At 41.5% G+C, this 24,816-nt stretch carries 27 protein-coding genes; 15 read left to right on the top strand and 12 right to left on the bottom strand.

Going from position 1 to position 24,816, the window contains the following annotated elements; translation table 11 throughout:
* Positions 1–83: 83 nt before the first annotated feature.
* On the bottom strand, positions 84–1,151 hold the full coding sequence (locus QNM18_RS09785) for an AI-2E family transporter (RefSeq protein ID WP_211010309.1): 1,068 nt from the start codon (positions 1,149–1,151) through the stop codon (positions 84–86).
* Positions 1,144–1,377 carry a sulfurtransferase TusA family protein gene (locus QNM18_RS27325; RefSeq protein WP_417714802.1) on the bottom strand — a complete coding sequence of 78 codons (234 nt, stop codon included), beginning with the start codon at positions 1,375–1,377 and terminating at the stop codon, positions 1,144–1,146. Before QNM18_RS27325 ends, QNM18_RS09785 begins: the two co-directional genes overlap by 8 nt.
* A 267-nt stretch (positions 1,378–1,644) precedes the next feature.
* Between QNM18_RS27325 and QNM18_RS09790 the strand changes: the two genes are divergently transcribed.
* From QNM18_RS09790 to QNM18_RS09810, 5 genes are all read left to right on the top strand, one after another.
* Positions 1,645–2,310, top strand: coding sequence for a hypothetical protein (locus QNM18_RS09790; protein WP_023401527.1), 666 nt, complete (start codon positions 1,645–1,647; stop codon positions 2,308–2,310).
* Between the two features lies 1 nt (position 2,311).
* Positions 2,312–3,760, top strand: a complete 1,449-nt coding sequence (gene bepA / locus QNM18_RS09795; protein WP_284137064.1) for a beta-barrel assembly-enhancing protease — start codon at positions 2,312–2,314, stop codon at positions 3,758–3,760.
* A gap of 127 nt (positions 3,761–3,887) precedes the next feature.
* Entirely contained in the window at positions 3,888–4,235 is a 348-nt protein-coding gene (arsC, locus tag QNM18_RS09800; RefSeq protein ID WP_211010311.1) for an arsenate reductase (glutaredoxin), read from the top strand.
* A 2-nt stretch (positions 4,236–4,237) separates the two neighbouring features.
* Positions 4,238–4,789, top strand: coding sequence for an NAD(P)H:quinone oxidoreductase (gene wrbA / locus QNM18_RS09805; RefSeq protein WP_284137065.1), 552 nt, complete (start codon positions 4,238–4,240; stop codon positions 4,787–4,789).
* The gene (locus QNM18_RS09810) at positions 4,786–5,223 is read left to right on the top strand and encodes a DUF2069 domain-containing protein (protein ID WP_211010313.1); all 438 of its coding nucleotides are present in this window, start codon (positions 4,786–4,788) and stop codon (positions 5,221–5,223) included. The genes wrbA and QNM18_RS09810 overlap by 4 nt, the downstream gene beginning before the upstream one ends.
* 70 nt (positions 5,224–5,293) lie before the next feature.
* On the opposite strand, the gene QNM18_RS09815 is transcribed toward QNM18_RS09810, so the two are convergent.
* Together QNM18_RS09815 and QNM18_RS09820 are read right to left on the bottom strand one after the other, a co-directional pair.
* The gene (locus tag QNM18_RS09815; RefSeq protein ID WP_211010314.1) at positions 5,294–5,608 is read right to left on the bottom strand and encodes an RnfH family protein; all 315 of its coding nucleotides are present in this window, start codon (positions 5,606–5,608) and stop codon (positions 5,294–5,296) included.
* Complete coding sequence (locus QNM18_RS09820; RefSeq protein ID WP_023401521.1) at positions 5,609–6,043, bottom strand: type II toxin-antitoxin system RatA family toxin; 435 nt, start codon at positions 6,041–6,043, stop codon at positions 5,609–5,611. It lies immediately after the preceding gene.
* A 141-nt stretch (positions 6,044–6,184) separates the two neighbouring features.
* Here QNM18_RS09820 and smpB point away from each other — a divergent pair, with 141 nt between their 5' ends.
* Positions 6,185–6,664, top strand: coding sequence for an SsrA-binding protein SmpB (smpB, locus tag QNM18_RS09825; protein WP_023401520.1), 480 nt, complete (start codon positions 6,185–6,187; stop codon positions 6,662–6,664).
* Between the two features lie 61 nt (positions 6,665–6,725).
* On the opposite strand, the gene QNM18_RS09830 is transcribed toward smpB, so the two are convergent.
* From QNM18_RS09830 to fabB, 3 genes are all read right to left on the bottom strand, one after another.
* Positions 6,726–7,232, bottom strand: a complete 507-nt coding sequence (locus QNM18_RS09830) for a hypothetical protein (protein WP_211010315.1) — start codon at positions 7,230–7,232, stop codon at positions 6,726–6,728.
* Positions 7,233–7,249: 17 nt separating this feature from the next.
* Positions 7,250–7,648 carry a hypothetical protein gene (locus tag QNM18_RS09835; RefSeq protein ID WP_284137066.1) on the bottom strand — a complete coding sequence of 133 codons (399 nt, stop codon included), beginning with the start codon at positions 7,646–7,648 and terminating at the stop codon, positions 7,250–7,252.
* A gap of 197 nt (positions 7,649–7,845) precedes the next feature.
* Positions 7,846–9,060: a beta-ketoacyl-ACP synthase I gene (fabB, locus tag QNM18_RS09840; protein WP_023401517.1), complete on the bottom strand. Its 1,215-nt coding sequence runs from the start codon at positions 9,058–9,060 to the stop codon at positions 7,846–7,848.
* Between the two features lie 181 nt (positions 9,061–9,241).
* Between fabB and mnmC the strand changes: the two genes are divergently transcribed.
* A complete protein-coding gene (mnmC, locus tag QNM18_RS09845; RefSeq protein WP_284137067.1) occupies positions 9,242–11,227 on the top strand; it encodes a bifunctional tRNA (5-methylaminomethyl-2-thiouridine)(34)-methyltransferase MnmC2/FAD-dependent 5-carboxymethylaminomethyl-2-thiouridine(34) oxidoreductase MnmC1 in 1,986 nt (661 codons plus the stop codon).
* 27 nt (positions 11,228–11,254) lie between these two features.
* Here the strand turns inward: mnmC and QNM18_RS09850 are convergent, their stop codons facing one another.
* A complete protein-coding gene (locus tag QNM18_RS09850; RefSeq protein ID WP_211010380.1) occupies positions 11,255–12,097 on the bottom strand; it encodes a flagellar protein MotY in 843 nt (280 codons plus the stop codon).
* A gap of 243 nt (positions 12,098–12,340) precedes the next feature.
* Here QNM18_RS09850 and rnt point away from each other — a divergent pair, with 243 nt between their 5' ends.
* Entirely contained in the window at positions 12,341–13,006 is a 666-nt protein-coding gene (rnt, locus tag QNM18_RS09855) for a ribonuclease T (protein ID WP_284137068.1), read from the top strand.
* Positions 13,007–13,056: 50 nt separating this feature from the next.
* Here rnt and QNM18_RS09860 read toward each other — a convergent pair whose 3' ends face one another.
* Positions 13,057–14,688, bottom strand: a complete 1,632-nt coding sequence (locus QNM18_RS09860) for a DUF342 domain-containing protein (RefSeq protein ID WP_211010319.1) — start codon at positions 14,686–14,688, stop codon at positions 13,057–13,059.
* Between the two features lie 637 nt (positions 14,689–15,325).
* Between QNM18_RS09860 and QNM18_RS09865 the strand changes: the two genes are divergently transcribed.
* Positions 15,326–15,745, top strand: coding sequence for a hypothetical protein (locus QNM18_RS09865; RefSeq protein WP_284137069.1), 420 nt, complete (start codon positions 15,326–15,328; stop codon positions 15,743–15,745).
* A gap of 325 nt (positions 15,746–16,070) precedes the next feature.
* On the opposite strand, the gene QNM18_RS09870 is transcribed toward QNM18_RS09865, so the two are convergent.
* Both QNM18_RS09870 and QNM18_RS09875 read right to left on the bottom strand, forming a co-directional pair.
* Positions 16,071–16,571, bottom strand: coding sequence for a hypothetical protein (locus QNM18_RS09870; RefSeq protein ID WP_284137070.1), 501 nt, complete (start codon positions 16,569–16,571; stop codon positions 16,071–16,073).
* 164 nt (positions 16,572–16,735) lie between these two features.
* Entirely contained in the window at positions 16,736–17,497 is a 762-nt protein-coding gene (locus tag QNM18_RS09875; RefSeq protein ID WP_284137071.1) for an isocitrate lyase/PEP mutase family protein, read from the bottom strand.
* A 156-nt stretch (positions 17,498–17,653) separates the two neighbouring features.
* Between QNM18_RS09875 and QNM18_RS09880 the strand changes: the two genes are divergently transcribed.
* The 5 genes from QNM18_RS09880 (at position 17,654) to QNM18_RS09900 (ending at position 20,933) form a co-directional block, all read left to right on the top strand.
* Positions 17,654–18,550, top strand: coding sequence for a LysR substrate-binding domain-containing protein (locus QNM18_RS09880; RefSeq protein WP_284137072.1), 897 nt, complete (start codon positions 17,654–17,656; stop codon positions 18,548–18,550).
* A 241-nt stretch (positions 18,551–18,791) separates the two neighbouring features.
* Positions 18,792–19,457, top strand: coding sequence for a DUF2589 domain-containing protein (locus tag QNM18_RS09885; RefSeq protein WP_284137073.1), 666 nt, complete (start codon positions 18,792–18,794; stop codon positions 19,455–19,457).
* Between the two features lie 71 nt (positions 19,458–19,528).
* On the top strand, positions 19,529–20,023 hold the full coding sequence (locus tag QNM18_RS09890) for a DUF2589 domain-containing protein (RefSeq protein ID WP_284137074.1): 495 nt from the start codon (positions 19,529–19,531) through the stop codon (positions 20,021–20,023).
* A 23-nt stretch (positions 20,024–20,046) separates the two neighbouring features.
* The gene (locus QNM18_RS09895; protein ID WP_211010326.1) at positions 20,047–20,712 is read left to right on the top strand and encodes a DUF2589 domain-containing protein; all 666 of its coding nucleotides are present in this window, start codon (positions 20,047–20,049) and stop codon (positions 20,710–20,712) included.
* An 11-nt stretch (positions 20,713–20,723) separates the two neighbouring features.
* Positions 20,724–20,933, top strand: a complete 210-nt coding sequence (locus QNM18_RS09900; RefSeq protein WP_211010327.1) for a hypothetical protein — start codon at positions 20,724–20,726, stop codon at positions 20,931–20,933.
* Between the two features lie 84 nt (positions 20,934–21,017).
* Here the strand turns inward: QNM18_RS09900 and QNM18_RS09905 are convergent, their stop codons facing one another.
* On the bottom strand, positions 21,018–22,943 hold the full coding sequence (locus tag QNM18_RS09905) for an alpha/beta hydrolase family protein (RefSeq protein ID WP_284137075.1): 1,926 nt from the start codon (positions 22,941–22,943) through the stop codon (positions 21,018–21,020).
* 476 nt (positions 22,944–23,419) lie between these two features.
* On the opposite strand from QNM18_RS09905, the gene QNM18_RS09910 reads away from it, so the two are divergent.
* Positions 23,420–24,727, top strand: a complete 1,308-nt coding sequence (locus QNM18_RS09910) for a methyl-accepting chemotaxis protein (protein WP_284137076.1) — start codon at positions 23,420–23,422, stop codon at positions 24,725–24,727.
* Positions 24,728–24,816: the final 89 nt, after the last annotated feature.

Below are 24,816 nucleotides of genomic sequence, written 5' to 3' on the forward strand. Positions count from 1 at the left end.
TAATGTATTCATATACAAAGTCGAAGTGTTACAAACTAAAAAGGAGCGCTGTGCGCTCCTTTATCAATTCTTCTAGAATCAGATTAACCGGCCTGCATGTGCCGTTGACTTGATGACCAAGCATTACCCAAAGCTTTGACTAAGGATGCCAAAGGAATTGCAAAAAACACTCCCCAAAACCCCCACAGCCCTCCAAAAAATAGGACTGCAACAATGATGTAAACAGGGTTAAGATCTACCGCTTCTGAAAATAATAGCGGCACCAATAAATTACCATCTAAAGCTTGAATAATGCCGTATACGATTAATATGGTCCAAAATTCAGGCGCTAAGCCAAATTGAAATAGCGCCACTGCTGCTACAGGAATGGTAACTAACGCAGCACCAATAAATGGAATAAGTACAGACAGTCCAACCAAAGTGCCAAGCAAAGCAGCGTAGCGGAGATCAAGTACCGCAAATGCGATAAAACTGGTTCCACCTACAATCACTATCTCTATCACTTTTCCGCGAATGTAGTTCATTATTTGATGATCCATTTCTTCCCAAACTTGGGTTATTAGCTTTCGGTCTTTGGGGATCAATTGTTTAATTCCAGACGTCAAAGTTCCTTTATCTTTGAGCATGAAAAACACTAACAAAGGCACCAAAATTAGATAGATGAGCCACGCAACTAGATCTTTAATCGAAGTCAGTGATACCGAGACGATTAACTCGCCCAGTGCAAGTACTTTGCTTTCAACACCAGCCACAATGTTTTGTACCTGTTGTACTGAAATTAAATTGGGATAGTCTTCTGGTAAGTGGAGCAAATAATCTCGGCCTTTTTCAACCATACTAGGCGCTTCCTGCACAAGATTACTCGCCTGCGACCACAAAACAGGCACAATCACCAACAGCAGTGCTAAAACGACACCAACAAAACCCAACATAACTAAATTTGTCGCCATTAAACGACTAGGCATAACACGCTGCAACCGAGTCACAGGCCAGTCGAGCAAATACGCAATGACCAAGGCCACCAGAACAGGGATGACAAAGGAGCCAAAAAAGTACAACATGGTCGCAGTGAAGACAAGCATCAACAATAAAGTGACCGAGTCTGGGTCCGAAAATTTTTCTTGATACCAAGATTTTATTAACTCAAACATCCGTGATGTGTACCTCAATAAAGTTAAAGTTGCCTTCTTCTGTTAAGACATAGTGATACGCTTGGCCAGCTAAATAACGCTTTATATCGGAAAGATCTTGAGTTCGATTGCATATAAATCTGATATTTCCAATATTCAGTTTCTTCAACTGCCATTTAAATTGGACAAACAATTGAGGACAATTGTAATGCCTTAAATCAATCGTTGTTAGTTCTATGTTTTGCACCTTCGTAGGCTACAAAAAGCCCCACCCGTTAATTTTAGGTTAAAAACCAACACTTATAAAACGCTATAAAAACATTTTAAATACATTGGAAACGCAATATATACTTTTAATTTTACTTCAATATCATGATACTGCTTTATAAGGTACCTCTATAGTAAATAGCAAGCGAATAATCCTGTATTTTACTCATATTCCAGCGTCTTTCTGTAGCTTGAACTAGGGCAATGGTTTATTCTTATAACAACAACAAGCTTTACGGGAAACAATATGCCAAAAGCACACAACAAGGCACGTTTGCCGGCGAACCCCACACTTAAAGAAATCAATTGGTACAAAAAGCAAATCAATTGGGGGGAGCTCCCGCCGTTTTATCATCTTGTCGCTTCTTCTGTCAGTGAGAGTGAAGGAATTTTTCAACACGGATTTGATAATGCTATCAAACGGTTATTAGACAAGCGTAATTGGAATTTACAGCTTTTGGACGGTTATGAGGACGACAACGGCATCGTTCATTGTAATAGTGCACCAAAAATCACTCTTCACCAAGCATTCACAGATCGCGGTTACGAACTTTGGGCTTTTCCAATTGCTCGCAATGTAAAAGTCGACACATATCTAAAAGACAACAAATATCTTGAGTTTAATGTGTGGGACCCCCATACCATGAAGACACTCATTAGATTTAGTCAAATGCATAAATTCATTCGATTTTATTTTGAGCGCGGTGACATCGCAGATAAAGCGCTGATCTTGCACGCACACAAGGTTGTGCATCAAACCATCTCTCTTTTGAAAAGAGAATTGAACGTTGTGAGCGTTGATGGTGTCTCAATAAAAGATTTTTACCTGTTATGCGAAAAAGACGCCCGAGCTTGTGAAGATGAAATAAACTTAGCTAAAATCATGCTCGGTGACGACTACAAGAAGGATTAGAATGCGATTTAAAAAAGCACTTGCAACGACTTTATGCGCACTCGCACTAAGTTACTCTACAGCCAATAATGCATCAGAGTTTAAGCTCCCAGACCTAGGTACGTCGGCTGTGCAAGTTTTACCAATTGAAAAAGAGCAAGCCATCGGTGAAGTAATGATGATGCAGATCCGCTCTAGTTCGCCCTTGGTTCAAGACCCTGTTCTTAATGAGTATCTGTCTGCACTAGGCAACAAACTCGTCGCCAGTGCTAACGACGTTAGATTTCCATTTAAGTTCTTTTGGCTCAACAACAAAGCCATTAACGCCTTCGCATTTTATGGCGGACATGTGGGAGTCCATACAGGCCTGATAGCGCAGTCTGACAATGAAAGTCAACTCGCATCAGTGCTGGGCCATGAAATAGCTCACGTTACCCAAAGGCATTTAGCAAGAAGAATCCAACAGGCCAAAGACAACAGTGCCTTAACTATCGCAGGCATGATCACGGGTATTCTGGCCACGGTTGTTGCACCAGACGCAGGCATGGCAATCCTTGCAGCCAATAGTACTCAAGCCGCCCTAAGCCAATTGACCCACAGCCGAAAAGCAGAACAAGAAGCAGATAGATTTGGTATGCAAACACTGCAAAAAGCAGGCTATGATCCATATGCTGCCAGTGAATTTTTAACGAAGCTTGCATCCCAAGTTAGATTTAAAAACAAGCCCCCCGCGTTTTTGCTCACTCACCCCTTACCTGACTCTCGTGTATCTGATGTCAGGCTGCGTGCCCAACAATACCCAAAGCGCTATGTGCCAAGCAGCGAAGATTTTCATTATGCACAAAACCGGGCAATGGCCCGCTACCACCTGAGCAAAGAAGATGCGCAGGCCTATTATGAAAACACATTGAGAACCAGTACTGAGCTCGATAAGAGTCATTATGAGTACGGATTGGCAATTTCATTGCTTGACCAAAAAAAATATGACCAAGCGGAAAAAATTATAAATAAACTACTAAAATTAAAGCCTAATAACTTATTTTTCATAGATGTTTATACAGATATCAAACTCGGTCAAAAAAAATATGAGCAAGCTCTGTCACTGTTAGAAAAAAAGCACCTGCTTCGCCCTAACAATCAAGTCATCACTTTAAATCTAGCTAACACAGCTATCAAAGCAAAAATGTACGAAAAGGCAGAGCAACTGCTTAAAGTGTTTTTGTTAGAAAAACCAAACCATGTGCTCGCCAAACAATTGCTCACTGAAACTTATGAACTCAGTGAAAATAAAGCGGCTTACCATGAATCACGCGCTAGTTTACTATCTCACTACGGTGCATTCATGAAAGCAGCCGATGAAGTACAAAAAGCACTTAACTTCATTGAAAAAGAAGACGAAATTAAAAAGTTGCGCTTAAAAGCTTTGCTAACCAAATATAGAGGCATGCAAAAAGAGCTCGCAAAATTGTAACCCAGCACGTTGCCTATCTACTCAACTTTGGGCAATATTTTGTCCATATATAAAGATAGGCACACCTTTTTCAATCAGTTACAATCAAACAAATATAAATATAAGTTACAGTTTCAAAAGGTCTATTATGTCAGTAACTATTTACCACAACCCCCGTTGTTCGAAGTCTCGTCAAACGCTTGCATTGCTCGAAGAAAATGCCATTCAGCCAGAGATCGTAGAGTATTTAAAAACTCCCATTGATGAGAGCACACTTGATACATTAATTTCAAAATTAGGGTTTGAATCTGCACATCAATTGGTGCGCAATAAAGAAGCCATCTATAAAGAATTGGGCTTAAGCAAGGACAGTGATGAACAAACGCTAAGAACTGCCATGATTGAAAACCCTAAATTGATTGAGCGTCCAATAGTTGTAAAAGGTGAAAAAGCAGCACTAGGTCGTCCACCTGAGTCAGTGTTAGACATTATTTAAATATGGCGACAATTCTCGTTTTATACCATTCTAGTCATGGCTCAGTCGAAGCCATGGCTAATGAAATAGCCGAAACACTTAATGCTCAAGGTGCAACGGTTCGTTTACGCACCTTTGTACAAAGGCAACCTCACGATATCGTAGTCACGAAACAAGATCTCATTGAATGTGATGGACTTGCATTTGGAACACCCACACGATTTGGTATGATGGCGGCTCAAGCAAAAACATTTTGGGAAACGACCAGCGATGTTTGGTTAAAAGGACAGCTTATAGATAAACCAGCATGTGTATTCTCGTCTTCAAGTAGCATGCATGGCGGTAACGAAGCGACATTATTGAATTTGTCACTGCCCTTGTTGCATCACGGAATGGTGTTAATGGGTGTCCCCTACGATGTGCCTGAATTATTGTCTACCGAAAGCGGAGGTACGCCATACGGTGCAACCCATGTAGCAGGATTAGACAACAGTGCCCAATTAACAGAAACTGAAGTTAGAATATGTCGAGCTGTAGCTACTCGTCTGTACACGGTTGCGAAAAAGTTATTATGAACCAGACTCCAAAACAACCTAAAACAAAACAATTTTACCAACTCGCTCTATTTGGCTATTTTGGTTTATTGTTGCTCATGCCTATTTGGCTATTTTTAGTTTCTCCAAGGGAGGGGCACAGCGTTGGATTTATATTTGTTGTGTATATTCTTCCACTGCTGTTACCTTTGAGAGGCATACTACAAGACAAACCCTATACATTTGCGTGGGCAAATTTTGTCGTTTTAATATATTTTATACATGGCTTTACTCTTTTATGGATTGCCACCGATGAGCTATTGTGGGTTATTTTGGAATTGACCTTCGCTTCAGCCATGTTTGTAGGATGTACTTATTATGCAAGACTAAGAGGCCAAGAACTCGGCTTGAAGATCCGCAAACTTAAAGACGATTTAGCCGACGAAAAAGCAGTACACGAACAAGAAAAAAAATAACGCACTTAATATTTGAGAAATATGAAAGCCACGTATTAGCGTGGCTTTTTCATGTAAGACGATAAATGGGTTAAGCTCGGCCACCAGTAATTTTATTTGCCCTACCTTCTTCTTTTGCTTTGTCTGCTCTTCGGCGTCTCGCTTCTTTTGGATCAGCAATTAACGGTCTGTATATCTCGATGCGGTCTCCCTCTCTAACCACCTGATGTAGCTTGACCGTTCTATTCCATATCCCCAAGCTGAGATTAGTTGGATCAATCTCGGGGCATTGGTCCAGTATCCCTGACTGCATCACAACATGCTCAGCTGAGGTGCCTTCGGCTACATCTACGGTTAGGCACGTGGCTTTATCAGGTAGCGCAAATACAACTTCAACCTTAATCATTTACCTAGCTCCATAAACCGACTTAGCGCGTTTAGTAAACGCAGCCACCATATTTTTAGCAACTTCATTAAAAACCTTACCAAAAGCAAGCTCTATCAGTTTGCTGGCAAATTCGAATTCTAACTTTAAATTGACCTTACAGGCATGTTCATCCAATTCAACAAACTCCCAGTAGCCTTGCAAAGATTTAAAAGGACCATCAACAAGCTGCATTTTCACTCGATTGCCTTCAAATTGATTTTTAGTTGTGAACCACTTAGTCAGACCAGCCTTTGATATTTCTAAACTCGCCGTCATTTCATCATGTGAACTACTTAGCACTTTCGCGCCTGAGCAGTTAGGTAAGAAATCAGGGTAAGCATTTACATCATTGACCAGATCAAACATCTCTTGTGTGCTGTACATCACCAATGCACTTTTTTCTACTTGTGGCATACGTTCTCCAAACTTTACTGGCCCAATTTTACCAAGCTTTTAAAGATTTATCTTGTTTGCAGCCCCACTGTGAGCGAAAATATGCCATAAAAATTAAATAACACTGTTTTCCCATTCGATTTGTAGGTAGACTAAGCCATTATGGCAAAGAAAAAATCAAATAAATCAACGAGCAATACCATAGCGCTGAACAAAAAAGCACGCCATGAGTATTTTTTACACGATAAGTTCGAAGCAGGTATGGAACTACAAGGCTGGGAAGTTAAAAGCATCCGCGCTGGTAAGGTTAATATCTCAGAAACTTATATTCATCTAAAAGACGGTGAGGCATTTTTGCTAGGCAGTCAGATACAGCCATTAAACAGCGCCTCGACCCACGTGATCTGTGATCCACTTCGCTATCGTAAACTGTTACTCAACAAACGAGAAATTGATAGACTGATTGGTGCAACCGAGCGAGACGGCTTCTCTTTAGTTGCAACAGCAATGTACTGGAAAAAGTGCTGGGTTAAACTCGAATTTCATTTAGCCAAAGGTAAAAAGATGCACGATAAGCGTGCTGATATTAAAGACAGAGATTGGTCGCGAGACAAAGAGCGATTAATGAAGCACAAAGTTTAAAATACGCACTAATTTACAGCCTAATTACCTTAGGCTGTATGTGAGTTTGGCTTTCACTGTTTTAGGATAAAATTGCCCCAGTTTTAGCATTTATTGTTAAAACGGCCTCTGTTTTTGGATCTTTAATTTTTGCCGTTTCTTTATTAACTAGTGCGCTGCGAGGCACCTGGATTTTACTACCCGTATCAGGATTTACTACGATTAGAAATCGAGAGGCTTTTTGCGCGATTTCCTTTGCACCTTGGTTTTTGACAAAGTGGATATCTAACGTCATTCCCGCTGTTACACCAGCAGTCGCCGACACTCTAAAATTATTAATTTCATACTGAGAGTTGCTAGCAAGTAAATCGTTATCAATGTCTTCAACGGTTTTTACTGATGCCTTGGTAAAGTCCTTTACCTTATTCATGACCGAAATATCTTTTAGGTTGTCTTTTGCATCCGTTGCTTTTTGTTTTATAGAAGCCGTTAACTCCTCACCTTTTTCCTTTATATTAACACCGACTTGGCTATTCCCTTCCTCATCCGTAAAGTTTTTTGTTGCTGTTTCTTTTAATTTATTGAACATATCTTATTCCCTTAAGTTTAATAATCGTCAAATCCGTCGTCTTCAATAATCATGGTATCTGCTTCACCGTCAAAGTCAGTGTCAGCAATAATGGCGTCAACATCTCCGTCACCATCAAGGTCCATTGCGACAGTATCTAAGATGCCATCTCCATCTGTATCAACACCGACGGTATCTACATATCCATCGCCATCGGAATCTATCGCCACGGCGTCAACAACACCATCACCATCTTCATCAATCATCACGGTGTCAACATAACCGTCTCCATCGGTATCTATCGCCACGGTGTCAACAATGCCATCACCATCTTGATCAATTCCTACGGTATCAATATAGCCGTCACCATCTATATCGGCGACAACTCCATCACTGATACCATCTCCATCAACATCTACTTCGTATATATCTTCCATAATTATCCCTTTCACGATAGTGTACATTTTATATGCACAAGTATTTTCTAGCACAGTCAAATTTATTATTCAACAGATCAAAAAATAGTAATAAATATATTTATATATAAGGGATTAGACCGATAGAAAGGTAGATTTTGGGGCATAAAACGCAAAAAAGCCCCGCAGGGCTTTTTTATATAAAAGCTACGAGTGAATTAGCTTTTGTATTTTTGAACGACTAGTGTGGCGTTAGTTCCACCAAAACCAAAGCTGTTTGACATAACTGTATTTAGTTCAACATCACGGCGCTCAGTTACAATGTCTAAGCCTTTAGCTTCTTCATCTAATTCATCAATATTGATAGAAGGTGTGATGAAGTTATTTTCAAGCATTAATACAGAGTAAATCGCTTCGTGTACGCCAGCTGCACCCAAAGCGTGACCCGTCATCGCTTTTGTTGCACTGATCGCTGGTGACTTCTCACCAAATAGCTCTTGGATCGCGCCTAGCTCTTTCACGTCACCAACAGGTGTTGAAGTACCGTGAGTATTTAGGTAATCAATCTCACCATCGACAGTAGCCATTGCTTGTTTCATACAGCGCACAGCGCCCTCACCTGATGGTGCAACCATGTCGTAACCATCTGAAGTCGCACCATAGCCTACGATTTCACCGTAAATGTGCGCGCCACGAGCCAATGCATGCTCAAGCTCTTCGATAACCATGATACCGCCGCCACCAGAGATAACGAAACCGTCTCGGTTTGCATCATAAGTACGAGATGCTTTTTCTGGCTCTTCGTTGTACTTAGTTGATAATGCACCCATGGCGTCAAATTCCATTGCCAGTGTCCAGTGAAGTTCTTCACCACCACCCGCAAAAATGACGTCTTGTTTGCCTAGTTGAATTTGCTCAACCGCGTGACCAACACAGTGTGCAGATGTAGCACATGCTGAGCTAATCGAGTAGTTAACGCCTTTTATTTTAAATGGTGTTGCTAGACATGCAGATGTTGTACTCGCCATAGTACGCGGTACCATGTAAGGACCTACACGCTTAACACCACGCTCACGTAAAATATCAGCAGCTTCTACCTGGTATTTAGAAGAACCACCACCAGAACCAACTACAAGGCCAGTACGTTCATTCGAAACTTGATCTTCTGATAAACCAGAGTCTTCAATAGCCTGAGCCATCGCGATATACGAGTATGCAGCTGCGTCACCCATAAAGCGGTGCGCTTTACGGTCAACTAGTGCCTTAACATCAATATCAATTTTACCTGACACATTGCTGCGTAAATTCATGTCAGCAAACTCTTGGTTAAAAGCAATACCACTTTTACCCGCTTTCAAAGATTCTAATACTTCTTGCTTGTTGTTACCGATGCTTGAAACAACACCGATCCCCGTAATTACGGCTCTTCTCATGGGTAATTCCCTTAGGACTTAAAAAATTTAGGTGTATTCTACGCGCAAAAGACTGATCAAGTGGTCAGCTTTCCAGCGTACACACGTACTCTGAACTGATATTTGCAAAAATGCAACGGACTAATGCAAATAAAACCAGTAAAATACTTGTCATCAATGAGCATTATACCAACGTATTTCTATGATAAGTAACGCACAAATTCATTTTAACGATTCTGGCACACCTGTCGCCGATAATTTTGATGACGTTTATTTCTCCAACGATGACGGCTTAGCAGAGTCAAATTATGTTTTCTTTGAACAAAATGGTCTACATGAACGATTTAAGAGCCACCCAAGAAAACACTTTGTTGTCGCTGAAACAGGCTTTGGCACAGGCTTGAACTTTCTAAATACTTGGGCTCGTTTTAAGCAAAGCGCGCACAACAATAGCGTTGAACGTCTTTATTTTATGTCGTTCGAAAAATTCCCTATCAAGTTGAGTGACCTCAAACAGGCACTAGAAGCCTGGCCTACACTGGCGCCACTCTCTAAACAATTGTGTGAGCAATACCCAATGGCATTGCAAGGATGCCATCGACTAGAATTTAATCAGGGCCGTGTAGTACTCGACTTGTGGTTTGGAGATGTGCAAAACTCATTGCCACAAATTGCATACCAGCGCAAAGGCATTGTCGATGCGTGGTACTTAGATGGGTTCGCACCAAGTAAAAACCCCGATATGTGGCAACAAACTCTATTTGATTCAATGGCTCACTTGAGCCAGGAGAATGCAACTTTTGCCACATTTACCGCTGCAGGCTTTGTCCGAAGGGGCTTACAAAGTGCAGGATTTGAGTGCAAAAAGGTGAAAGGCTATGGCCGTAAACGAGAAATGGTCGTCGGTACACTTATCGCCACTACGGAGCATGCAACTACGCCACAGTACTATCAACAAGACGCTGCTACACTTTCACAAGTTGCGGTCATAGGAGGCGGTATCGCGAGCAGTTGTCTTAAGTATCACCTTGCCAAACGAGGTATCAAAACACACTTATTTTGTGAAGATGATGCCCTTGCAAAGGGCGCTTCTCACAATCTACAAGGTGCAGTTTATCCAAACTTACAAAGCGAATATGGTATTCCATCCGAATTTTATGCTCATAGTTTTTTGTATGCGAGACGCTTTTATGAACAGCTGATCAAAGCAGGCCATGTATTTGACCATCAGTGGTGTGGCGTTTTACTCCAAAGCGTTAACGATAGTAAAAAAGCACAACATGAAAAGTTGGCTGCGAGCAAAGTTTTTCCAGAACAATTGATACGTTCAGTAGATAGCGTAGAGGCTCAGTCTATCTCTAGTATCGACACGCCATATGGCGGCCTATTTATTGAGCAAGGGGGCTGGGTAAGCCCTGTACAGCTTACAAAATCAGTTTTTGACGCAGCTGAATCTCTAACGCCAGGCGAAAACCATTTTGCTATTCACATAGAGCAACTAGAACGCAAGCCCGATGGTTGGTATCTAACGTCAAACAAACAAACATTTGGCCCGTATTCTGATGTTTTTGTTTGTGCAGGCGAGCACAGCGACAGATTCGAGCAAACCAAAGATATTGGTATTCACGGTGTGAGAGGTCAAGTCTCTCATATCCATGAAGGGGTCGCCTCTTCAAAACTTTCCACTTTGTTATGCCACAAAGGTTACTTCACCCCTAGTCAGGACGGATTGCATTGCATGGGGGCAACGTTTGAAAAACACAGTAAATCAAGAGCGGTCACCGAACAAGACAATGTCACTAACCGCCAACAACTAGCAGGGTTCTATGAAGGTACTGAGTTTGATAAAAGCCTTGGCAGTATTGACAGTGCCAAGGCCGCTGTAAGGTGTTGTTTTAACGATCACACTCCCATGATTGGGCAAGTGCAAGACAAATCGGACTTATTACAAGCTTATGACAACATCAAACGCGGTAAGTTTTATGACTTCACCCCTCAAGTGATGCCTCATAAAGGATTACATATTGCCACTGGCTTTGGCGCCAGAGGGTTATGTACAGCACCACTTGTGACCGAGCATTTGGTTGCAAGTTTATTTCAAGAACCACTGCCTTTTAGTGAGCGAGTACATGAGGCTTTGCATCCAGCTCGCCTCACGATAAGAGATATGATCCGAAATAAAATATAGCTTCATGTATTCCCCAAGCCCGCGCTATCAGGGCTTGGAGATTTGAATGATCACACGTCGGTTGGCCTCTCGGCCAATTGGGGTTGTATTAACTGCAACATGGCGCTTTTCACCAAAGCCTTCTGTCATGATTTTCTCGGCTGGCACGCCTTTGCTCGCCATGTACTCTTTAATTGCCATGGCACGCTTTTTCGAAAGGTTTAAGTTTACATTGGTTCCGCCGTAGCTGTCTGAATAGGCAGATATATAAATTGAGTCAATATCTGGATCATTATTCAAGTACTCTCCAATCATATCGAGGCGTTTGCGCGAAGAGCTGGTTAAATCACTTGAGTTTTTACGGTAATTCATCACCACAAAAGCAATGTCTTCGAAGCTATAAGGTAATAGGTTGTCTCTGCACTGCAAAAAGTCCCAATAAGATTTCTTGAAGTTGACCGAGGACAAAGCGACGGAAATTTGATCTTGCTTATTGTGCCAATCTTGATAATAAAAAGTAGGCTGATAACCTTTTTCCAACTCTGTCAGCATTTCCCAAGCAACGGGGTTCGATAGCTCACCATCAAACTTTTTAAGTAATGCCATTTTCCCCATTGAGCGAGCTGGTAGACCTGCCCGCCAGCTTGGCGGCACCGATTCAAGGCCTGCAAAATCGTAATCTTCCGGTCGGATCACCATATCAAGATTGAAAGTGAGATCTTTATTTTTACTGGCCGTTGCACTAAATACAGCTTCTCCATAGTAGGGAACCATGTGAGAGAGTGTGCAAGATAATCGAGTCGTCCTATCAACCATCCATTTAGAGTCATCGACAGTGGCACTATACTGCCGCATCGCACCATTTGCACTGGTAGCTAACACAAGCGTCATGACGACCGCTAACGTATTGAAATATAGCTTCACTTTTCTCACTCCAAGTCTATTAAGCCAAAAACAGACTCTATTTTTGTGCCTTCATTCTGATTCAACTTACAAATAAGCAATAAACATACCGAATCTTTGTGCCAATAAGTCGACTCCACTAAAAATATATTAAGGATCCGTCGATCCCAATTAGCATCTTATCTCATGATCAGTATAATAGGCGCCTCATTTTAGAAATCCAAGTTTATCATGGCAGAACAAGAGCAAACCCTATTCGCAAAACGCTTCAGAGGCTTTTTCCCAGTTGTAATAGATGTTGAGACCGCAGGGTTCAATAAAGAAACAGATGCCCTATTGGAAATAGCGGTCAGCTTGTTAAAAATGGACGATAACGGTGAGCTCAGCATTGATAACACAATTCACTTCCATGTTGCACCATTTGAAGGCGCCAATATTGAGAAATCTGCAATTGAGTTTAACGGAATAGATCCATTTTCAGAGCTACGTGGTGCAGTTGAAGAGTGCGAAGCAATCAAAGAAATTTGCAAAGCAGTTAGAAAGGCGCAAAAAGACGCTGGTTGTCAGCGCTCTGTCATCGTTGCACATAACGCGGCATTTGATCATGGCTTTTTAAACGCAGCTATCGAACGAAACAATATCAAGCGCACACCTTTTCATCCGTTTGTTAGCTTTGATACCACCTCATTGTCTGGCCTTGCACTAGGGCAAACTGTGCTGGCCAAAGCATGTCGCGCGGCAGGTATTGAATTTGACAACTCCCAAGCACACTCAGCACTTTACGATACAGAACGCACAGCCGAACTATTTTGTTACATCGTAAACAAATGGCAGGCACTTGGTGGGTGGCCGCTACCTCAAATAGACCAAGGTAGTGACCAAGAAGAACAAAGCTAGTTGAAGCTTGGAAATTACACAGCTAAAAAAAGCAGCCTAAGCTGCTTTTTTCAATTCTGGAACTCTTGCGTTATTTTTCCAGCGTCTAATTTAACTGAATGAGGTGGGTAGATCCTTGAAAAAGAACGACTATCCTTTGCGATTGTCAGTTCTATACCCGGATGCATCAGCTCATTTACTTTAACTCGGCTCAATTTAACCAATCGAAGTAACTTCTGTGCCACTAGTTTACAATTTCGAACGTTGCGTTTGTAATGCGCATCTAAACGCTGTTCTGTAACAGCAAGCTTTTTCAAATAGTTATCGCGCTTATCTGACGCAGGCGTTTTTTTCGCCTTTACTTGGGCTCGCTTAACTGCCAAAATTTTATCCGACAACAATTTATCAAGCTCTTTAAACTCTTTTTCTTTTTTCTTTAAATCATACCAGTCTTGAGCAAGGACTATTCTTGTTCTAGTGCCTGAGGGCGCGCCAACTTCACCAGCTTCAATACGCATCGCATTATAAACGTTGCCGCCTATAAGCTTGCCACGCGGCGTGTCTCCCTTACCAACTCGGATCAAACGCTTAGATTTCAAATCACAATGCAGCGCCTGACGCTCGATAAATAAATCTTGTTCAGATTCTATATGGCAATATTGCCCGTAACCCACAGAAATAGTCCGCTTGGCTTTAATAATGCAAGAAAAATCTTCTCCATCGAGGCGTTTTCTGCCAATCGCACCTAACATAACAGTCACCGCACTGTCACTTTCTAAGTGCGCTGACTCAACAAAACCAATGACAGTTATGTCACCTGAGGCTTTAATTTTCATGCCATCTTTAACATCACCGCTAACAACGACACTACCATCGAATTCAATATGGCCGGTTGTGACATCTACGTTGTCGTAGCATAAAACATCATCAACTCGCATCCCTCGAGGAACCGCTACAGGCACACCTTTAGCGTCAGCGATTAACAAATTAGGGTCTTCTGGGCTAATTTTTGTGCCTTCAGAAACCTGCAATGTGAAATCTTTGCCCGGTTTAGGCTCTAATACATCACCAAACACTGAAAAGCCTTTCTCTCCTGGAGTAGGAGGAACTCGCTTCATTAGCGGGCTGCCCGGTTTGACGGTGATAATGGCACCTAAGTCACGCATATCTACTTTGCCACCAGACTTTTCCTGTGGACTTAGAATGCGGTCTTGCGCTGTCATGCATAACCTTACAAATCTGGCATCTGTGCCGTCTTTTGCACGGACACCATGAGCTACGATCCCTGAATACACACTCCCTGGAGATTGCTCAAACTGCTGCCCCAAAAAGGTGTCTAGCGCCCTTTCATTGATCCCCTTAACCACGCCCGCATCGGTCAATGCATCTCTCGCTTCATCAATCGTTATTAACTTACCGCCTCTCGCGGTTGTTAAACGCGCTTCCGCAAGCATATTGTTTTCTTCAACACGAATAGAAATTGAAGCGTCAACTGCCCTAGCAACAATTAACAAATCCTTCTCTCTATCATCAGAGGGAGAAAATAATTGACCAATATTGGCATGAATGACATCAAAGTCGGCATAAGAAGACTGCTCCAGCATTTCAACTAGCTGTGCAGCACTAGCGGGAAACCCCGTGTGCGCAGGATGTTCCTTTAAAGAAACATACCCAGACTCCTCATCAAATTGAAACAAAGACATCACTTCCTTCCTAAATACTATTGCATATTTTACTTTTTTTTATGCAGCTCTCGCCATTTCAGCACATCGCTCTCACAATGTTAAGTTTAAATTGGCCACTTTCTAGGCAAATTATGAATGATTGTAAACGCTCTTGGCGCTTAAATTACACAAGTTGCTATTATTACTAAATTTATCGGAAAAATGCGTGATTTCTTTAGTAAAATTCGCAATATGAGACTTTATCATTAGCTTTAGTCAGGCTTGAATATCGACAATGTAGTGAAATATTTATTCCATTTATTGCGATATTTTATTGAAAACTACGTAAATTCCAATTCAATTCATTTATTCATTAGTTAAAATAACCGTGAAATTTTATGCATTTTTTACGCCAAAAAATAAAAACTTTCCTACTTCTCAGAGCACAGACCTCTTTATTGGGCGTACTACCGCTTACTTAGAAAACTCAGATGAGCACCAATTACTCATACTCAACTCTATTCCTCACAGGCGTTTTCAATAATTGGTGTAATATTTGCTGACTAAAATTCATTCAAAAAAGTAAAATTCATGGCTTACTTACGCGTCTATATTCCGTAATTGCCACTGACGCTAAACGACTATGCTTGACCTAGACAATTGCAGGGAGACAGGTATGAAAACACAAATATTGGAATTAGCTACTCATGGTCAAAGTTTTGGCTATGTAACCGTGAACGATGATTCATCGGGTGTTTTTTATGGCAATGGCCATATTAACAATGCGGCTAAATTTGAATTAACCCCCTGTGCCAGAGATGAACAGGCGTTTTATTACAAACTGGTTGGTTCTCATAGCAGTTACATGGACTTTTCGCTCGCGTCTAAGGTCGTCAAAATCACGCGCTCTAAAAGCCCGGAAGCGTCAAATATTTGTGCATGGAAAATGTTAAATGGCGCATTGTGCGCAATTATACCCGGGAGTAGTGTATTTAAAGCCCTCAGTCGCTCCACATTCAAACATGGATCAAATGTATTGTTTGCTACCTCTCCTTGTGATCAAGATTTTTGCAGGGTAAGAATTATCACTCATTGAAAACCTTGCTCGCAGTTAAAACAAGCACCTGTAGCTTCAAATATGGAATATAAATAGTCTCTATTGGAGTGAATTTAGCAACACAATAAAGTAACCTTTGGCGCTGAATTTAAATTGGCTGCCTGTCACTTATTGGGCTGTAACGACATATTGGAGAGGGAATAAAACAACGAGCGCAATCCAAATAATATCAATAGAAGAGGCAGTATGTTTAACTAGCCTCTCACGAATTAATAATGGCAGCTTATTCAAAATATTGGTTCTCACTTTTACGGCAATTTTGCTAGTAATTCAGGTACGTTTTTAAACAGCCGTTTAGCTTGAGTTAATTTAGACAAACCCCGCTCTTCCCACCTTCTAGTTCAATCGCTTTATCTGGGTTTTCAACTTGATAATACAACGACATTATTTGCCATTTCTGATCCGCTTTATAGAGTTGAATGCTATTTACGCCTGTAAAGTCAGGATGCTTCTGGCCTTTGTTAAAACGAGATTCAGCAACACTGTAAACATGAGAAAACCTATCATAGGTTTGAACCTTACGCACAATTTCACATTCGTAAAACCCCTTTTCAGACGCTTTATCAAGTAGCTTTATAAATTCTTGCCCTGACAGGCTCATCAGGCTAGGCATTCCCTTTTTTAAATGCACGCCAAATACTTTTGCCTCGGGATGAAAGAGCTGTTTCAGTATGTCTATATCCGGTTTTTTCTGTGGCTCATGTGACATGGCTTGAAATAGTGAATTCACCACGCTCTGGGGTGTATTGCTCGCAACACTGCCAAACGCTAAACAGACTAAAGAAATCATAAACATAAACCGCATGACGTACTCCTTTGTTATAGTTGTTTTTTAAACTTGATCTATTGCTAGACCTAGTTCATCTATATTTACCATTGATGATGCGAGCTTTTCAACATCCTAAAACATCGGCTGGTATCGGCTCCTTCCCTATATAGAAGTCGACAACAATACATCAGCGTTGATATTTACTCAAAAAGTGACGTGCAACTGCCTTGTGCTTTAATCTGTGTCAATGTTGCAGTTAGCCGCTCGTACACAGCCATATGTGCAAAGTTACCAGTGCTGATCCGCTTAACTCCCAACTCTGTCAGTTTGGCCACACTTGGTAACTCCGGCATCGCCATCACATTGATGGGCAGTGACGTTGAGCGAGTAACTTTGCTTATATCTTGTTCAGCAGTGATACACGGGAAAAACAATCCATTTGCACCAGCCATTTGGTAGCTGTGAGCTCTGATACAGGCCTCTTCTACTGCATTTTCAACACCTAGTAGAAATACATCACAGCGAACATTAATAAAAATATGCACATCGCGCGCTGCTAATTGTGCGCAAACTTGTGTTAATAAGTCTGCAAACTCATCTTTGTCACACAAGCTGCGCGTGTTCTGTACACGGCTATCTTCTATATTGATACCCACAACACCCAACTCCGCAAGCTGCTGAATATGATCGGTGATCACTCGTGGATCTTTACTAAATCCTGACTCGATATCTACGCTTAGCGGTAGAAGACTCGATGCAGTGATCCGCTTTACGACAAACAAAAGCTCTTCAAAAGGGATGTTCTCACCATCTTCATAGCCAAGCACAGCTGCCAATGCTGCACTCGATGTTCCCATTGCTTGATAACCAGCTTGCTCAGCACATTTTGCGCTGGGAGCATCCCAAACGTTTGCCAATAGAAGTGGCGTAACCTGTTGGTGCAGCGCATAAAATTCATTCATTATCGTTCCTTTTTATTATTTGGTTTAGTAATTACGGTTTGTTGCGATAAATGTATTCTTGCAACCAGGCAGTAAAAAGGCCAACGATGAAAATCGACTTTTAATATAAGCATTGCTTATAATACTAAGAAGATAATAAGAATAAATTGTGTGCTTGTGTTTAAAAACATTAATCTTCTAGTCACTTTCGAATGTGCAGCCAGACATAACAGCTATAGTCTAGCGGCAAAAGAGCTCTATATTTCTCAAGCTGCTGTCAGCCAACAAATGCGTCAGCTCGAATCTACTCTCGGTACTCGATTGTTTATCCGTAAAGGCAAGCAGATGCAGCTCAGCCAATCCGGCCAATCTCTTTTCGAATACGCGCAAAAGGGGTTAACTATATTGAATCAAGGAGTCAGCCAGCTACAAAATGAAGAGGTCGATGGTGAATTGACCATCACTTCAACTCAAGCTTTCATCGCCCTATGGTTGATGCCAAGGCTTCAATCCTTTACAGAGCAATATCCGAATATCCAAATCACTATCTCATCTTCGGCAAGCTTTGTTGACTTAAAGCAAAACCACCTAGATTTAGCTATCCGGTTTGGTCAGTCTGTGGAGCAAAATACCCCGAACAATTTAGTTTGTGACTACTTCGGTGAATCTGCGGTCTATCCCATTTGTTCAAACCAATTTGCGCAGCAGCTTAATTTGAACTCACCCGAAAACTTGCTATCACAACATATAGTGACTTTAGAAAACCCTGGGCCTTACGACTGGCCTACTTGGTTTAAGGCTGCGGGAGTGTCGGGCGTGGAGTGCCATACGCTGTGGACTAAGGTTAACTCGACGGATATGGCAATAAGTGCTGTCGCGAGCGGTCACGGTGTTACACTTGCAGTCCCTTACTTATGCCAACAACAACTCGACAATGGTACGCTGGTAATTCCCTATAAACTTGCACATCCAAACACCGTCAAACGATACTTTGTTTATGATTCAAATTCCCCAAGACTTGCACGGCTGAAGGTATTTACTGACTGGGTAAAAAATGAAATAACTAAAGGTTAAGCTGTTTAGGTTTGTGGCCAATGGCCCATTCCTATCGACAGAACCTGTAAATGTCGCTTGCCTTTAATGTTACACCCCATAAAATCCCCCGCTTTTTCCCGTTAAATCCCCAATAGCAATTAGTCCGCCTTATTTATCATAGCCAAACAAACATGCATTGCAGGCACAGCTCAATTTAATGTGTCCTAGACATGTTTTGAGCAGACACTGTTTTGAGATCTCAAATATCAGGAGAAAATATATGGCAGGACTCGTCTCTATGGCCCAGCAGTTTAGTGGTCTACCAATGAAATCTTTAATTGGGGGACCGCTTAAGGCCGCAACAGATGCAAATGGTATGATGGCACGTACCCAAACCCAATTTATGCTTAGTACATGTTTTGAAAACGGTGGCGGTGGCGGTGGCGGTGGCGGTGGCGGTGGTAACCCTCCTGCATCTGGCAGCAATAGTAAACTTACGCCGATAATGGTCGAATTTGCGCTTAGTCGCCCGGTGATCAAAGCAGATGGTACTGATGGAAAAGATGCCACTATCACCTTAAAACTGCCATTACTGACTCTTATTCCGCTCAACTCCTTAGCCGTGGATGACGTCAAAATTCACTTTGAGATGGAAGTCTCTAGCTCAACGTCCAAAGACAACGAAAAAAGCAGCGAGCAAGAAACAGCTGCAAAAGCCGATATTACCGCAAAATATAATGCAGGCTTGTTTTCTGTGGAAGTGCACGGCTCAGTGTCGCACAGCAGTAAATCAACCTCCAAGCAAAAAGAGCACTACGAAGCGTCAAACAAAGCAAAATATGAAGTCGACGTGCACGCCGGACAGCTCCCTTTGCCTACGGGGGTTACAACCATTATCAACGCGTTCACTAAAAACATTGACCCTATTATAGAAAAAGAACAATAGCGTCTGACTTTAAACACTCATCAGAGGAAGCACATTACTTCCTCTGCAAATACTAATAAGAAGAGACCACCATGATCGAATTTCAATCGCTGATGAAAGCCATTCACAAAGGGGTAAAGGATGCAGCTAAATCCGTTGAAGGTGAAACCATTGACTTTGTAAAGCGCTTTTTTGATGAACACCAAAATGAACAAGGATTGCCACCAAGTTACTCTCCTAAAACCTGCACGATGCAATTTCCGAGCAGAACCGAAAATGGTATTGATACGGTTGATGCAGAGGTTCCTCTGCTGGCATTAGTACCAATTTCATCCCCCAGAATAACTGAAGTTAAGTTTTCTACTCATCTGGAAATTAGCACAAACGAGCAAGATCAACTTTTAGTGGCATTTGCCAAAAATACGGCCAAGGCAGGCCTTCGAGACAAAATCATAGGCCAAAGCCGTGGAGAAAATACAGCTAATGCACACCTTGAAATCACACTCACAGGAAATGAGCCACCAGAGGGGTTAAAAAAACTCATTGAAGGTTATGAACGTGCTCTTCGAGCTCAAATCCCAGGCTAAAATAAAACATAGAAGGATTTAGCATGAACACCAACATTGCCTCCCAGTTTTCAGGGCTGCCAATGAAAGCGCTCATTGGTGCACCGTTAAAAGCAGCAACTGATGCCAACGCAATGATAGCCAATGCACAAACCCAGTTTATTTTAACAACGTGTTTTGAAAAAAGTAATGATAGTGGCAATCAGCTTGTGCCAAAGATGGTTAATTTTACATTGTCTCGTTCTGTAATAGAAAAAGATGGCAGCATTAGTACACAACCAATAAAAATGGACATTTCAATCCCATTAATGACGTTGATCCCGATTAATTCGCTGGCCATCGAAAAGCTAAAGGTCTCTTTTAACATGGAAGTTAAAAGCTCACGCGAAATTAAAAAAAAGGAAGATCGTGAGCAAAAAGACGTGCCATCAAAAAGCCGCAGAACAACCATGCAGGGGCGACGGCAAAGAAGCACTCATGGCAAAAAACAAAACAGTGAACCGAGCTCAAAACCACAACAAGCACATGACTTTGAGACCGAATTGCACGGCTCTCTAGCCAAGTCTGCGCAAGGAGAGCAACAATCCAGCGCAGCCCATGCTAGCTACGAAGTGACTTTGGAAGCTGGCCAACTGCCATTACCAAACGGTATCACCACCATATTAGAAATATTCTCAAAAAACATGATGCCATTACCAAGCAAACAGTAAGGAATTCAACAATGAGCATAAAATCAAAATTAGACTGCCCTGAATGCGGCGCGCCAATTTACTTTGAGTCAAACCTACTACTCACTGGCCAGTCATTTTCATGTTCTAACAGTCATTGTGATGTTTCCATCGCCTTAACTGCGACAGACAAAGAAGTGGTATCCGACGCATTCAGTAAATTTGAACAAATTCGAAATACCGCATCATCTCAAGCCGGGTAATATAACAACCACACAAAGCGCACATGCCAAACAACATTCACGTGTTTGGCATAGTGCTATCCATTATCGGTCAATACACATTGGCTATTTAAGCTGTTTATCAAAAAACGCCAACATGGCTTTAAGTGTAGCAACACGGTGGGGCTGATAACTCAAATGGTGATCGCCATCTTCAAGCTCTATGTAAGTCACATCTTGGTTGTGTTTCTTTAGTGCCCTTGCCATTTTTTGACTGTGCTTTACAGGTACAACTGAATCCTCGCTACCGTGGATCAAAAGTATCGGCTTGGACACCAAGTTAGCAAAATTAATCGGAGATACGTTTTCCAATTTATCGCGGTCTTGCCCTAATTGCTTACGGATCACTTCTTTGCTAGTAAAGTATCTAGCCTGTGAATATATAGATGCTAAATCTGTGACACCTGCAAAACTGGCCGCACACTTAAATGTATCTGGATGTTTAATTAGCGCCATGATTGCTGCGTAGCCACCGTAGCTACCTCCGGCAATACACATTTGACTCTTATCAGTATAACCCTCTTCAATCAACCACTTGGCTGCGTCGTCTAAATCGTCCTGCATGGCTTTCCCCCAACCTCCGATCGCAGCTTGCGCAAACTCGAAGCCATAACCATAGGAGCCTCTGAAGTTGGGTTGAAACACAATATAGCCGTGAGAAGCAAAAAATTCGGACCAATAGTCGTAGCTTTGATAATCACGTGCTGTTGGGCCACCATGTGGTAGTACTAATGCGGGATAGCTTTTCCCTGATTTGTATCCTTTCGGTACGGTTATATAAGCTTCTATTTTGATACCATCTCTTGCTACATACTCTACCCGCTGCTTACCCAAATAAGTATTCTCATTTATTTTTGGATATACCTTTGCTAAATAGTAAATCGAGTTGTTTTTTCTATTTCCTAATAAATAACTGCCAGGATCCTTGCTGGATTCACTATATACTATATAACTATTCCCTTGGTTATCCATGTCAGTGATGATATTGGTTGCATCCGGTAACACCTGCGAAATAGCGGCTTGTAGCGTTTGTAATTCTTTATCCCAATAGTGAATAACATTGTCTATGTTTGAATGAGAGTACCCTGCGACAGCCCCTGTTTTTGGAGAGTAAACTAAAGAACCGTCAGCATCATAGTTTGGATCGTGAAACACCAATTCACGAGAAAGCGTAGGGTCGGTTATATCGACCTTAAAAATAGACTCTTTATCTTTATGAATGGCTTTTATATAAATCGTATTTGGATCTATATCAAACCCAAGCACACCGACCTTGTCTTTTGAGAATACTTCATAATCGAATATTGTTTTCCATTTATTCGTTTTTGTATCTAATAAACGATAAAACACACGAGTATCATCCAGATGATACGAAATCCTTACATTGCCTTGTTGATCAGCTATCCAATCAACCACATGCGCTTTAAAGCTCATTACCCGTTTCAAACGCCGCTTCTTTACATTCAGTTTGTAAACACCTGGGCGGTTTCGCTGTTTAAGGTCAATAGAAACCAACACGTGATCTGGGTCATCAGGCAGCATACTGATCACATTGTCTTTAAATTGAGAATTATTCTGCCCTCTTTTCGGTCGAATAACTGCTTGCGTGCCCTTTTTCTTTTTCGTTAAGTCATAGCTTAGTAACTCGGTGCGCGTATATCTTATAAGCCCTTGCCTTTCGGTGTATGAGACACCCAATAATAAAATGTCCTCATTAACCCAGTCGAACCAATTAAGTTTGGCATTCAGGTTGTCGGTTTTCGTCACAGGATAAACTTTGCCGGTTGTCGCTTCTTGTATGACTAAAATTAGTTCTCCGCCACGATTTACTACATAGGCATATTTAGAGCCATTTGGAGAAAGGTTAAATTGACTTACGTTCGGTAAACTCGCATGAGCTTCAATAGGTAGGGTTGGCTGTATACTAGCTACCACACCGAAGTGAAGCGTTGTAATTATTGTAGCGATGAAGATCCAGAGCAGCTGACGCATTATATTCCTATTGTTTTTTTATACTCAAACAGGAATTATTAAACACATTAAATTAGCTTGCTACAACTTTTCTTAAAATGCACCAAACGCAACAATAAAAACACAAAAATAAAACATCTTTGTAACCAATCCAGCTTTCACTAATCCTAATATCGTTTGGATCCGCCTCCTCATCAAACTCTAACTAACAACCAAATAAACGCACCATTAAGAATAAATTAAACACAGAATTATTAATGGCAAGTTTAAAAAATATAGAAGTGCAGCCACCACCAAAATAACTTTGAATTAGTGACAGCCTTCCTTCCAAAAAATAGCAAACCTTTGTTTTTTATTGATTTTAACTAACCTCCCTACTCAATAACCATTTAGAAGTCGTACTTAATGATGAAATTCAGCCTCAAATATTGACTTTTAAAGCCACATCACAATAATTCGCCAATCCTGAACAATCATCAAAAGGTTTACGAACATCAATGTTTAGTATTGGAAAAGAGAGAAAAGCACTTCAACAAGCCCTTGCTACTGAGAAACAAAATCGACAAGCTCTAGAGCAAACACTTTTTTCTGTCGGCCGCTCTACTGCTATTATTGAGTTCACTCCTGACGGCAAGATCATTACAGCTAACGATAACTTTCTCAAAGTTATGGAATATGACTTAAGCGAGTTAATAGGTAAACACCACCGAATTTTCTGCGATAAGCAATATACAAACACTGCTGATTATAAAGCGCTATGGAATAGCTTAAACCGAGGTGAGTTTTTCTCCGGTACAATTGAGCGTTTCACGAAGTCGGGTAAACAACTGTGGCTTGAAGCCAGTTATAACCCTGTTTTTGATGCAAGTGGGCAACTGTTCAAAATCATTAAATTTGCATCGGATGTGACAAAACGTGAATATACCGCCGTATCACAACAAAACCTCATTGATGCCTTATACCGCTCAATGGCTGTTATTGAATTTGATATTTCAGGCAATGTCTTATCCGCGAATGATAACTTTTTGGCAGCGACAGGCTACCGCCTAGATGAAATTAAAGGACAACATCACCGCATGTTTTGTCCCGAGCATATTGTGCGGTCTTCTGAATATAGCGCCCTGTGGAGCCAGTTGATTAATGGACACTATTTTAGTGGTCAAGTTGAGCGTAAGAATAAACACGGACACGAATTGTGGTTAGAGGCCAGTTACAACCCAATCATAGATAAAAGCGGGAAAGTGATAAAAGTGACTAAATTTGCCTCCGATATAACGGACCGTATTGTAGGTACTCGCCAAGCACAAGAAAAAGTTGGTCAAGCCTCGAGCCTAGCTGATAAGGCCGCTCAACATGGCTCAAAATCTGTTTCAGGCGCGATTGACCTAATGCAATTACTTAGCGACGATATGGGCACTGCCCTCACCAAAATTGAGGCGCTGAATAAGCAGTCAGACCAAATCAATAACATTGTATCAACTATCAGTGCAATTGCAGAGCAAACGAATTTGCTGGCGCTAAATGCAGCGATAGAGGCTGCACGAGCTGGTGAGCAAGGCCGAGGGTTTGCGGTTGTCGCCGATGAAGTACGTCAACTGGCAGCGAGGACGAGCAGTTCAACGACAGAAATCGCCGATGTCGTAAAAGAAAACCTGACTCATTCAACCGAGGCATCCGCTTCGATGCGAAAAAGCGCCGGACAAGTGGCTTCAGGCGTCGAGTTAATTGAAGAGCTCAACACCACAATTAATGAAATTAATCAGCAAGTTGACAGTATTGTAAATACGGTCGCTAATTTAAATTAGACGTGCTCTTTGTGCGCTGTTAAGTGAAAAAGTATCATTGTCTAATCTAACAAGAATTTCAGTTCAATGATTTGGTCATATGCTTCGCT

The sequence above is a fragment of the Pseudoalteromonas obscura genome (assembly GCF_030135505.1).
Taxonomy (GTDB): domain Bacteria; phylum Pseudomonadota; class Gammaproteobacteria; order Enterobacterales; family Alteromonadaceae; genus Pseudoalteromonas; species Pseudoalteromonas obscura.